Raw genomic sequence first — 12,520 nt, forward strand, 5'->3', positions numbered from 1 at the left:
TTATTGCATAATGGCTATCACTGACCGGAACCTTATCCCTCGGGCCGGCCATGTGTAATCGGAATTGGACAGCGCGATCACTTGATGCGACCAGTTGCCGCAGAGCGACGGTTGAAGACTGAATGTGGGAGGGTTAATGGGATCCATCATCGAAGTACAGGGTGTATCAAAAGCCTTCGGCGGCCTGCACGTCATTAATGACTGCTCCATCGCCGTGGAAGAAGGCTCGATCACTGGCCTGATTGGCCCCAACGGGGCCGGAAAATCTACCTTGTTCAACCTGATCGCGGGCGCGTTCCCGGTCGACAAGGGCACCATCACGCTGGCAGGTGAAAACATCACGAACCTGCCGTCCAACGTTTTGTTCGAAAAGGGCCTGCTGCGCACCTTTCAGATCGCTCAGGAATTCACGCACATGTCGGCGCTGGAAAACCTGATGATGGTGCCGCCCAACCAACCGGGTGAGAACATTTTCAACACCTGGTTCCAACCAGGAAAAGTCCGGGATTTTGAAACCGGGGTCCGCCAAAAAGCCATGGAGGTTATTGATTTCATCGGCCTCGACCATGTTAAAAACGAGCTTGCCGGTAACCTCTCCGGTGGCCAGAAGAAACTGCTTGAGCTCGGCCGAACCATGATGGTAGATGCCAAGGTGGTGCTGCTTGATGAAATTGCGGCGGGCGTTAACCGTACCCTGCTGCAAGATCTGATCGGTAACATTCAACGTCTGAACCGGGAATTGGGTTACACCTTTCTAGTCATCGAACACGACATGGATATGATTGCCGAGCTGTGCGACCCCGTTATTGTGCTGGCCCAGGGCAGCGTCATGGTCGAGGGCACCATCGAAGAAATTCGCAACAACCCGCAAGTCATTGAAGCCTATTTTGGCAGCGATCCGAACGAGGCTGGAGCGTAATATGGCACTGATTGAATGCAAAAACGTTCACGCCGGTTACGGCGGCATGAATATTTTAAATGGCGTAAACATGGCCATCGAATCGAGTGAGATCGGTGTCATTGTCGGCCCCAATGGCGCGGGCAAATCGACCACGCTGAAAGCCATATTCGGTTTGTTAACTGTCAGCGAAGGCAGCATAGAACTGCGTGGCGACGATATTTCCAATCTGGCACCGGACAAACTGGTGCACAAGGGTATGGGTTTTGTTCCCCAGGAGCACAACGTCTTTGTCAGCATGACGGTAGAAGAAAACCTGGAGATGGGCGCCTTTATTCGTCGTGACGATTTCAGCTACATGCTCGAACGCGTCTACAGCTTTTTCCCCGACCTTAAAGACAAGCGCAGACAACCGGCCGGTGAATTGTCGGGCGGTCAGCGCCAGATGGTGGCCATGGGTCGTGCCTTGATGGTTGAACCCAGTCTGTTATTGCTCGATGAACCAACGGCCGGCCTTTCTCCGCTGTATATGAACGAGATTTTCGAGCGGGTAATCGCCATTAATGAAAGCGGTGTTGGTGTGCTGATGGTTGAACAGAATGCCAAGCAGGCACTGCGCATTGCGCACAAGGGGTTCGTACTGGCGGCGGGCAAGAACCGCTTTACCGATACAGGCCAGAACCTGCTGAACGATCCGGAAGTAGCCAAAAGCTTCCTGGGTGGCTGACGGTTAATAGGAGTCCGTTGTGAACGAATTTATCTTCTTTTTTAACAGTGTCATTATTTCAGGCGCAGTGATCGGGTCTATTTATGCCATTGGCGCCATTGGGGTAACACTGGTGTTCGGTATCCTGCGCTTTGCTCACTTTGCACACGCCGACATGATGACTCTGGGTGCCTTTCTGGTGCTGATTCTCACGGCTTTATTCCCGGCCGTGGGGCCTGCAATCGGCTTGCCGACTGCCTTTGTGATGATGCCGGTGGCCATGGTCGCTACCGCCTTTATTGCCGTGGGTATCGACAAGATGTTCTATAAAAAGCTGCGGGAAAACAACGTCAAACCCGTCGTTATGGTGATGGCATCCGTCGGTGTTACGCTGATGCTGCAGGGGCTGATTCGCTTCTTCGCCGGAACCGGCACCCAGAGCTTGTACATCGATGATCGAAAAGCCATTTTTCGCATCGACCTGCCGTTTGAATCGGCTTCGCGCAACCTGGTGATTACCGAACCCCAGATACTGCTGTTCGTGTTTCTGGCATTCGCGGTCGTTTCCCTGCATCTGTTTCTCAACAAATCACGGCTCGGTAAAGCCATGCGGGCCATGTCAGATAACCCCGATCTGGCCAAGGTATCCGGCATTAACACCAACACCGTTGTTGGCGTGACCTGGATCATCGCCGGTGCGCTGGCCTGTGCAGCAGGCACCCTGCTGTCGCTCGATGTTACCTTGAAACCCGACCTTAGCTTTATGATCCTGCTGCCCATCTTCGCCGCTGCCATTGTTGGCGGTGTCGGACACCCCTACGGGGCGCTGGCCGGTGGGTTCGTTGTGGGTATGACTGAAACACTGGCGGTGTTCAACTGGACCTTTGTGTTGCGTCCGCTTGAAAAAGCGATACCGGCTTTGGATCTGCCGAACACACTGGCCTTTGTACCAACTGAGTACAAAATCACCATTCCGTTTTTCATCCTGTTGGCGATTCTCATCTGGCGTCCTACCGGCCTGTTTAAAGGGAAGATCATCTGATGCAACTGCCCAAGAAAGACATCATCCTGTTCAGCCTGCTGGCTGCTTTGATTTTGATCGTATTCGCTTCCCAGGGCTCTGCCTACAGCGTGCGGGTATTGGCAGAGGCCAGTTGCTACGCCATTCTCGCCCTTGGCCTCTCCATTCAGTGGGGTTATGCGGGGCTGTTCAATGCTGGCATCATGGGCTTCGTCGCCCTGGGTGGGTTCATCACCATGCTGTTCAGCTTCCCGACCAACGACGACTTCTGGAACACGGACCTGCCCGGTCAGTTGGGCGGTGTGGGTCTGAAAGCCATACTTTCAGTTGCCATCGTCTATGGCCTGACACAACTCAAACGCCTCGGCGTCAGCAAGAAGATTCGTTTGCCGGTCATCATTATAGCGTCAGCCATCCTGTACCTGTGGGTGGTTACGTCACTGGGACCGGTTGCCGAGGCCATAGAATCCGAAGCGGGTTTCATCGGCGGTCTCGGATTGCCGGTCTGGGTTGGTTGGCTGGTGGGTGGTGCCATCGCAGGTGGCATTGCCTATTTTATCGGTCATATTTGCCTGGGCTTGCGCAGCGACTATCTGGCCATCGCAACGCTGGGTATCGCTGAAATCATCAAGGCGTTCCTGAAAAATGCCGACTGGCTGACCCGGGGCACCCTAACAGTCTCGCCACTGCCCTGGCCGGTTCCCCAGGCTGGTGAGATTGGGTTTGTGGCCGCCCGGGCGAGCTACCTGTCGCTAACAGCTGTATTGATTGCGGTGATCTATTTCCTACTGTATCGCGCTTACAATGCCCCCTGGGGACGCACGATGCGTGCGATTCGTGACAACGAAAACTCCTCGGCCGCTATGGGCAAAGACATCAATCGACGTCGCCTTGAAGTCTTTATTCTGGGCTCGGTTCTGATGGGCATAGGCGGCGCGGCCCTGGTCACCTTTAACGGTATTTTTGACCCCAGTGGTTTCCTGCCGCTGAACCATACCTTTCTGGTCTGGGTGATGGTCATTCTGGGGGGAGCTGGTAACAACAAGGGCACTATTTTCGGGGCCGTATTTATCTACATCATCTGGACCATGTCGGAACCGGCGGCACTGTTCATGATCGATGTTGCACGGACTCTGGGTGATGCCTGGTTCGGCTGGCAAGCACCCGGTGACCTCGACAGTCGTGCGCTGCAGGCACGGGTGTTTGTCATCGGCCTGATCATCAGTCTGGTGCTGCGCTATGCGCCCAAAGGACTGTTCCCGGAAAAAGTAGCTCATCATGCCTGAGCATTAAATACCGGATCGTAGAAGGGAGCATTTCGCTCCCTTTTTTTATGCTCTGATATTCAGCACTGAAAGCGGTTGGCTGGTCAGTTCAGATAGAATGTTTTAACGTTAAGCCAACCATCTTCCCGGGTTCACCATGACTTTATCAAACTGGCCAAAAACCACAGGCGACGTTTCCTTCTGGTATCGGGATATCGGCGGTTTCCCGCCAGCCAGACCTGCACTCGATGGCGATACCACGGCCGATGTTTGCATCATTGGCGCTGGTTACACAGGTTTATGGACAGCGTATTATCTCAAAAAAGCCGCTCCGGAGTTGAGCATTGTCATACTCGAAGCCGAATTCGCCGGTTTTGGTGCCTCGGGACGCAACGGTGGCTGGTTAACCGGCGGCTTTGCCTGGGATCATGAACGCTATTTAAGCAGCGGTAATGAACAAAGTGTCCGGGCCATGGTGGATGCGATGGGAAATACCGTCGATGAAATTCTGGCTGTTGCTTCGGCCGAAGGCATCGACGCCGATATTCACCGCACCAGCGAACTGCTGATCGCGACCAACCCCGCGCAGCAACAACGGATGAAGGCTGAAATAAATCACCGCCGGCACTGGGGCGAAGCTGACCGGATTCGATCATTGACGGCTGATGAACTGGCAGCCCGGCTCTCCATACCCGGAGCAATGGGCGCCATGGAAATCGGCAATGTCGCTCGCATTCAGCCAGCCAAACTGGTTCAGGGTCTGGCCAGGGCCGTTGAACAGTTGGGCGTACGAATCGCAGAACAAACCCGGGTTCACGCTCTGTTACCCGGCACAGCGAAAACCGATAAGGGAACCGTAACGGCACCGATCATTCTCAGGGCGACTGAAGGCTTTACCGCAACGCTGCCCGGTTCCAAACGCGACTGGTTGCCACTCAATTCAGCTCAGATCGTGACCGAACCCCTGCCCTCGGAAATCTGGGAGCAAATTGGCTGGAACGGCCGGGAAATTGTCGGTGATTTTGCCAATGCTTACTGTTATTGCCAGCGCACCCGCGAGGGCCGAATTGCTGTGGGTGGTCGTGGCCTCCCCTACCGGCTGGGCAACAGAATTGACCACAGGGGGACGCCCGACGCAGACACCATTCGCCACCTGATTCGCATCCTTAACAAACACTTTCCAGTCGCGCGTAATGCCCGCATCGATCATGCCTGGTGCGGTGTTCTGGCCGTTCCCCGCGACTGGTGCGCCACTGTCGGTCTCGACCCGAAAACCGGCATTGGCTGGGCCGGTGGCTATGTGGGCGTGGGAGTGTCTACATCCAACCTGGCCGGACGGACACTGTGCGACTTAACACTGGGGCGGGACACCGCCCTCACTCAGTTGCCCTGGGTAGGACGCCGCGTCCGGCGCTGGGAACCGGAACCTTTGCGCTGGCTTGGCGTCAGAGGCATGTATTCGCTGTTCAATGCGGCCGACCGGCGCGAAGCCAGGGGTGGAGCCGCGCCGTCAAGACTGGCACGACTGGGCCATTGGCTGACCGGGCATTAAGCCATCGACGGACGGCGTTGACGACCGGGATAAACCAGCCGCTCAATACTCAGAGCATCATCCAGTTCAGCCTGCTCCATCAACCCTTCGGCCATCACCAGATCCCTAACGCTGTGCCCTGTCGCCAGGGCCAGGCTCGCCAGTCGGGTGGCATTGTCGTAGCCGATGTAGGGGTTAAGCGCAGTGATGACACCTATCGATGCATTCACCTGGGCCAGACAATGCTCGCGGTTGGCGGTTATGCCTTCGATGCACAGGGTGCGCAGCATATCCATGGCACGGCGCAGCAGACGCATGGAATCAAACAGTTTATAGGCGATCAGCGGTTCCATGGCGTTCAACTGCAACTGCCCGCTTTCGGCGGCCATTGTAATGGCCAAATCGTTGCCAATCACCTGATAGGCAACCTGATTCACCGCTTCCGGAATGACCGGATTGACTTTGCCCGGCATGATGGATGAACCCGGCTGGCGCGCAGGCAAGTTGATTTCACCCAGTCCGGCCCGCGGCCCACTCGACAACAGCCGCAAGTCGTTACACATTTTCGACAGCTTGATGGCCAGGCGCTTGGTCATGCCGGAAAACAACACGAAGGCCCCCATGTCTGAGGTTGCTTCGATCAGGTCATTCGCCAGACGCATGGGGTGCCCGCAGAGCCGCGACAAATGGTTCACGGCCAGGTCGGCATAGTCCGGGTGGGCATTCAGCCCCGTACCAATGGCAGTGCCCCCTAAATTAACTTCCCTCAGCAAATCAAACAAACCCGCTATCCGGTCGATATCCTCGCCCAGCGTCGTCGCAAAAGCGCCAAACTCCTGACCCAGGGTCATGGGCACGGCATCCTGCAATTGAGTACGCCCCATCTTGAGCACATCAGCGAATTCGTCACGTTTGTCGGCCAACGCATCGCGCAATAACGCCAGGCTGTCGACTAATTCCGCATGCGACAATTGCAAGCCGACCCGGATTGCCGTCGGGTAAGCATCATTGGTCGACTGGGATGCATTAACATCGTTGTTTGGGTGCAGGTATTGGTATGCACCCTTTGCATGACCCAACCACTCCAGGCCCAGATTGGCGATGACTTCGTTCGCATTCATATTGGTCGATGTCCCTGCTCCGCCCTGAATCATGTCGACCACAAACTGGTCGTGATGCTGCCCGGCTACCAACAAATCGCAAGCAGCGTTGATGGCCTGGAACCGGCGTACATCCAGCAAGCCAAGGTCGGCGTTGGCAGCTGCAGCCGCCTTTTTAACCATGGCCAGCCCAATGATGAGTTTGGGGAATTGAGAGAGCGTCACCCCCGATAATTCAAAGTTCTCAGCGGCTCGAAGCGTTTGAATGCCGTAGTAGGCTTCGGCAGAAACCGTACGTTGACCCAGCAGGTCACGCTCAAGGCGTACAGGCTGATCAGTAGACTGGGCGGTGCAATTGGGTAGGTCGTTCTGCGTCGGCAGCATAATGGTTTTCTCTACTCTCCTGTTCATAGCCGGCAAGCCAAAACGGCACCGATGTATCTAGTGTGCAGGGTCGCCCGGGTCCCCGGCCAATGCCGTTTTCAGCTATAGTATGCGTATCATGCATAATGGAAGGTCGCTATGGACTTCGAGACACGCTGGCTGGAAGATTTTATCGCCCTCGCCGATACCCTGAGCTTTTCGCGGGCGGCCGAACGTCGCTTTATTACCCAGCCGGCCTTCAGTCGGCGCATCAAAGCCCTGGAAACCACCCTGGCCGTGCCGCTGGTAGACCGCTCAACGACCCCCGTTAAGTTGACCGATGAGGGCCAGTTGTTCTTGCTGACAGCACGAACGGTGATGTCCCAGTTACGCGAGACGGTCAGTCGACTGCGCGGGTTGGATGCCAACCAGAAAGCGACACTGAGGGTGGCTGCAGCCCACTCACTGGCGTTCTCCTTCTTCCCGGACTGGATGACCGAACACCGGGCTGTGATGAACAACCTGACCATGCGACTGGTCGCCATGAATGTCGAAGAAGCACTGCATGCATTGCGTGAGGGCCAGTGTGACTTGCTGCAAATTTACTACGATTCTTACGCCACCCTGCAGCTGGATGCGAGTACTTTCCCTTCTATTACGCTGGGGCATACGCGCCTGGTGCCGGTGTCAGTACCGCTGCCAGACTCCGACCAGCCACGCTATTCGCTCGACAGCGACGAGCAGCACGAGATTCCGTTGCTGGCTTACACGCCGGGGGCGTTTCTGGGGCGGACATTGCGACTCATGCTGAAACAGGATCCGATCAGGTTGCGGCTAAAAACCGTTTACGATACCGCCATGGCCGAAGGGCTAAAGGGGATGGCGCTAACGGGTGCAGGCATCGCCTGGGTGCCCGAACTGTGCATTCGCCGTGAACTACGCGAGAAAGAGCTGGTGATCTGTGGTGCCGATCGCTGGCACGCCCCTTTGGAAATCCGGCTGTACCGATGTTCACTGGTTCGCAACACAGCGGTTAATCGTCTCTGGCAGCGATTGTCCGCGCAACCGTTGTCGGCTTAAAGACTCCCGGCGGGATCCTTTATCTGAGCTGCACCCATAAAAAAACCGGCCTGGAAGGCCGGTTTTTTGTGACTGAACGGGACGTCCAGTTATTCAGCTATTGGACAACGCCTTACTGGATTTCGCCCACTTCAACGAATGCGCCGTTGCGCACCGTCATTTCAACAATCACACCCGGAACGTCACCGCTGGCATCAAATTCATGCTGACCGGTAGCACCTTCGTAGTTGATGTCCTGACCGGCCGCCAGCAAACGCTTGGCTTTGGCCCATTCGCCGGGAAGGATCACTTCGCCCGGCGCTGTCGCCACACGACGTACATGGTCACTCAGGCCTTCACGGCTGTCTTCACCCATCGATTCAATGGCCAGTGCAATGATGAAAGCTGCGTCATAGGACTGACCGGCAAAGGTCGCATTCGGATCCAGTTCAACAGCTGCAGCCAGTTCGGCAAAAATGGTTGAACCTGGCAGATCTGGCGTACCGGGCTTGGTAGCGATCATGCCTTCGAGCACATCACCGCCGACCGCGCGTACCAGGCCATCACCGACCATGCCATCGCCGCCAACATAAGCGACGAAGTTGCCGCTTTCATGTGCCTGACGCAGGATCGTCTGACCGGAACCGTCGGCATAAGCCAATACCACCAGGTTTTGTGACCCAGTGGAAGCCAGAGAGGCAATCTCAGCGCGGTAGTCGGCTTTGCCGTCTTCATGCGCTTCATTGGCCATGACCATGCCGCCTTCGCTTTCGTATGCCGCCGCGAACGCATCGGCCAGGCCTTTACCGTAATCGTTATTCACGTAAGTCACGGCTGCGTCTTCGATGCCCTTGGACAACAGCAAACGGGCCAGAACTTCACCCTGATAAGCGTCTGAAGGTGGGGTACGGAATACCTGATCGTTGTCGTTCATTTCAGTAATCGCGGGCGACGTAGAGGCCGGTGAAATCATCACCACGCTGGCCGGAATACCGACGTTGTTGGCAGCAGCGATGGTTGCGCCTGAACACAGGGCACCCACGATGGCCGTTACGTTTTCAGAATTAATCAACCGGTCAGCACCGTTGGTAGCTGCCGATGAATCAACACAGGTGGTGTCGGCGCTGGGCATCACCAGGATGTCGCCATCCAGAATACCGCCCTGACCGTTCACATGTCTGACCGCCAGACGCGCCGCGTCATAAATGGGCGGAGTCAAACTTTCAATCGGGCCAGTGAAGCCGCCCAAAAAACCGATTTTGACTTCTTCAGCCTGTACTGCACCAACCAGTGCGGCAGCTGTTGCTACGCCCAAGAGTGTTTTTTTAATCATAATGTTCTCTCTCGCTGTTATTATGTTTCCCGAAGGGACCACTTCATGTTGAGGATTTTTTGTCAGAAACACAAGCCTTCAAACGGCGCATAAGCCCGCATTGTCGGCTTTGTTCACTTTCTGTTCAGACATTACCTGCATTCAGGTGATCGCGTGAGCTGCGCGCAGTACCCGTCTTTTTCTTGTTGTTAGACAATGTTGTGGTACTGAGCACCCGCAGCTTCTCCTATTTTTCAAGCCGCGGCACCCTCAGTCAGGAAAAAAGCCACCTTCTGAATTGTAAAGCCATGATTCCAGGTCAGTCGCTGTCCAGAGGGAAAAAGCCATTGGTCAGAAAAAAAGCAACCCAGAACCGAACGTTTTCATCATTCATGATGAACGTATGACCAGCCCTCGCCAGGCGAAAACCATCGGCTTCGCTCAACCGGGCACTGGCCACCGACACTTTGCCATCGTGGTCTCCCTGAAACAAAACATTGAACCAGGGATCACTGGAACGCGTGCCGGTAATCACCCCGACCGGGACGTCGATGGGGTCAAGCTGATTCACCAGAGACGTTTCGTCCGTCGCCAATTCCAGTGCAGCGGGCCCCATAATCCACTGGAACCAGGCCTGGTCGCCCAACGCATCAATCACTTCACTGCCATGATTGGGCGGGCTCAGCATTACCACGCGACCCTGCCCCGGCAGATCCGCTCGTTGCAACCAGTACCTGGCCAGAATACCGCCAAGTGAATGGGTGACCAGATGCACCGTGTCGTAACCCTGCCGGTTCACCCGCTCCACAGCATTCGCCACATAGGCAGACAATTCCGACACCGTTTCCTGGCGACTCGGATACTCCTGATTGCAGGTGGCATAACCGGCCTGCTGCAGCGCATCAGCCAGGCGCGCCATGGATCGGTCGGTACGGCCAAGGCCGTGCACCAATACCACAACCTGATCACTATCACCCTCCACTGTGCACAGTTCTTCCTGTTCCGGCACCAGCAAGCCAGCGTCGATGCGCACTTGGGCCAGACTTACTCGCCAGTCCAGATGTGGACCCGTGCTGCGCCCCGTCGAGCCAACTTTCGCAATCAGCTCCCCTTGCTCGACACGATCACCAACGCTGACGTTCAGACTCGACAGATGCAAAAAGCTTGAGGTCAACCCCATGCCATGATTTACCAGCAGCGTGCCACCGCTAAAATACAAATCCGGTTCCGCCAGGGTTATCACGCCGGATGCCGGGGCATAAACCGGTGTGCCGGTTGGCACAGCTACATCGATACCCCAATGTGGCGCGGAGGGCGTCCCATTCAGGATTCGCTGACTGCCGTACACGCCAGAAATTCGGCCATAGGTGGGCCAGACAAAGGGTTCGAGCCACCCTTCACTGTCAACCTGACGAGCCCTGGCTGAATTAACGCGTTCTGCTTCGGCCACAATGCGGGCAATCTGGTCCTCGGGCGGGTTGACCCGGGACGGATCAAGCCCGTCGACTCGTTGAATGCGATAATCCCGCCCTTCTATTTCCAGTTGAAACTGTTGCTCCGCCCGACCCGCAGAGCGCACGGTCAGCGGGTAATCACCACTCATCATGCGTTCAAAACCCAGAATATAGCGGCCCTCGGCATCAACCGGAACTGACTGTCCGGCAAACCGGACGTGACTGCCTGGCTCGGCACGGCCAACGAAATAGCCACCGCCCTGCAGCACGCCATATCCCTCGGGCATGGCCCAGGCAGGCTGGGACAGCAGGGTCAGGAATAACCAGCACAGACCCGCAGCAACACAACGCAAAATCCCCCGTTGATCCTGTGTCGTGGATGCCGGGACCTGCTGCAGGTCATTACCCATGGTAGCTGTCATCTTATATACTCAATTTATGGTTCACGACATGCCAACGTCCGGCACGGCGACGGTGCGCCGCATCAGCGTCAGCCTGATTAGGCCTGCAGTGACCTATCTTACACACAAATGGCTCCCTATTGGGCCAGCCAACCAACCGGTTAAGGATTCAACTCCATGGCTGCAGTTCCGGTGCTTGTGATCAACTCCGGCAGTTCATCGTTAAAATTTTCGCTGTTCGACATGACCGACGGCCATGAACGGCTGTCGGGTTTCGTCGATCGACTGAATACTCTCAATGCTGAGCTGACCTGGCACCTTGATGGAAAAAAACACACCAGGCCACTTCCCGGTCATGGTCACTCGGGTGCGTTACAGGCAGTTAATGACATTGTTATCCAACTTGCGCTGAACGAGCCGCTGACGGGCATCGGTCACCGGGTCGTGCACGGCGGTGAGACCTTTACCGATTCTGTCGCAATTACCGACGTCACCTTGCGAGGTATTGAGGCCTGTTCCAATCTGGCGCCGTTGCATAATCCGGCCAATGTATTGGGCATTCAAGTCATGCAGGCGTTGTACCCTTCGGTGCCGCAAGTCGCCGTTTTTGATACCGCTTTTCACCAGTCACTTGACCCGGAAGCTTTTCTCTATGCTGTGCCCATGGCGCTCTACCGCGAACACGGCGTTCGCCGCTATGGCTTCCACGGTACCAGTCACCAATACGTGGCGCAGCAAGCCGTCCGCCAACTGGGTCTGGACCCGGAGTCACACGCGATTATTTCAGCCCATCTGGGTAATGGCTGCAGCGCAACCGCGATTTCCGACGGTTTTTCGATCGACACCACCATGGGAATGACCCCCCTGGAGGGGCTGGTAATGGGCACGCGCAGCGGCGACATCGATCCCGGCCTGCACGAATATCTGAGTGAACAACTGGGCTGGAGCATCGCCGATGTGACCCTGATGCTGAACCGGGACAGTGGCTTGCGCGGACTGTCGGAACTGTCGAACGACATGCGTACGCTGACCGAAGCGGCAGATAGAGGTCATCGCCAGGCGCAGCAGGCGATCGACGTTTTCTGTTTCAGACTGGCCCGGCAAATAGGTGGACTGGCGGCCTCTCTTGGACGTTTGGACGCACTGGTCTTTACCGGGGGCATCGGCGAAAACGCCGCCAACATTCGGGCAAACGTTCTGCAACGGCTGAGTATTTTTGGTTTTAAACTCGACGATGAGCTGAACCAGGCGCAGGGTGATGAGTTTGGTCGCATTTCTGCGGGTCAGGGCCCCATTGCTGCCGTCATTCCCACCCGTGAAGAATGGATGATCGCGCAGGATACTCTGCGGCTGGTCTGTGACAATTCGAATCAATGACTACCAGGGAACGCTTGTGCAACACACCTTTTT

Annotated in this window: 10 protein-coding genes; 7 read left to right on the forward strand and 3 right to left on the reverse strand. The window is 56.1% G+C overall.

Going from position 1 to position 12,520, the window contains the following annotated elements:
• Positions 1-136 precede the first annotated feature (136 nt).
• From G565_RS0103310 to G565_RS0103330, 5 genes are all read left to right on the forward strand, one after another.
• The gene (locus G565_RS0103310; protein ID WP_028669694.1) at positions 137-919 is read left to right on the forward strand and encodes an ABC transporter ATP-binding protein; all 783 of its coding nucleotides are present in this window, start codon (positions 137-139) and stop codon (positions 917-919) included.
• A gap of 1 nt (position 920) precedes the next feature.
• Positions 921-1,625: an ABC transporter ATP-binding protein gene (locus tag G565_RS0103315; RefSeq protein ID WP_028669695.1), complete on the forward strand. Its 705-nt coding sequence runs from the start codon at positions 921-923 to the stop codon at positions 1,623-1,625.
• 19 nt (positions 1,626-1,644) lie between these two features.
• Positions 1,645-2,646 carry a branched-chain amino acid ABC transporter permease gene (locus G565_RS0103320; RefSeq protein ID WP_028669696.1) on the forward strand — a complete coding sequence of 334 codons (1,002 nt, stop codon included), beginning with the start codon at positions 1,645-1,647 and terminating at the stop codon, positions 2,644-2,646.
• Positions 2,646-3,911, forward strand: a complete 1,266-nt coding sequence (locus G565_RS22755; RefSeq protein ID WP_051207234.1) for a branched-chain amino acid ABC transporter permease — start codon at positions 2,646-2,648, stop codon at positions 3,909-3,911. Before G565_RS0103320 ends, G565_RS22755 begins: the two co-directional genes overlap by 1 nt.
• A 136-nt stretch (positions 3,912-4,047) precedes the next feature.
• The gene (locus G565_RS0103330; protein WP_028669697.1) at positions 4,048-5,442 is read left to right on the forward strand and encodes an NAD(P)/FAD-dependent oxidoreductase; all 1,395 of its coding nucleotides are present in this window, start codon (positions 4,048-4,050) and stop codon (positions 5,440-5,442) included.
• On the opposite strand, the gene G565_RS22760 is transcribed toward G565_RS0103330, so the two are convergent.
• Positions 5,439-6,905 (reverse strand): aspartate ammonia-lyase, encoded by a 1,467-nt coding sequence (locus G565_RS22760; RefSeq protein WP_051207235.1) that lies wholly within the window; start codon positions 6,903-6,905, stop codon positions 5,439-5,441. The two genes, G565_RS0103330 and G565_RS22760, sit on opposite strands and share 4 nt — an antisense overlap.
• Positions 6,906-7,043: 138 nt before the next feature.
• Here G565_RS22760 and G565_RS0103340 point away from each other — a divergent pair, with 138 nt between their 5' ends.
• The gene (locus G565_RS0103340) at positions 7,044-7,964 is read left to right on the forward strand and encodes a LysR substrate-binding domain-containing protein (RefSeq protein ID WP_028669698.1); all 921 of its coding nucleotides are present in this window, start codon (positions 7,044-7,046) and stop codon (positions 7,962-7,964) included.
• Positions 7,965-8,076: 112 nt separating this feature from the next.
• Here G565_RS0103340 and G565_RS0103345 read toward each other — a convergent pair whose 3' ends face one another.
• Positions 8,077-9,276 carry an ABC transporter substrate-binding protein gene (locus G565_RS0103345; protein ID WP_028669699.1) on the reverse strand — a complete coding sequence of 400 codons (1,200 nt, stop codon included), beginning with the start codon at positions 9,274-9,276 and terminating at the stop codon, positions 8,077-8,079.
• Positions 9,277-9,574: 298 nt separating this feature from the next.
• Positions 9,575-11,131, reverse strand: coding sequence for an alpha/beta fold hydrolase (locus tag G565_RS25750; protein ID WP_084649198.1), 1,557 nt, complete (start codon positions 11,129-11,131; stop codon positions 9,575-9,577).
• Positions 11,132-11,287: 156 nt separating this feature from the next.
• On the opposite strand from G565_RS25750, the gene G565_RS0103355 reads away from it, so the two are divergent.
• Positions 11,288-12,487: an acetate/propionate family kinase gene (locus tag G565_RS0103355; protein ID WP_028669700.1), complete on the forward strand. Its 1,200-nt coding sequence runs from the start codon at positions 11,288-11,290 to the stop codon at positions 12,485-12,487.
• The last annotated feature ends 33 nt before the right edge of the window (positions 12,488-12,520 follow it).

The organism is Saccharospirillum impatiens DSM 12546, from assembly GCF_000423605.1.
GTDB lineage: Bacteria > Pseudomonadota > Gammaproteobacteria > Pseudomonadales > Natronospirillaceae > Saccharospirillum > Saccharospirillum impatiens.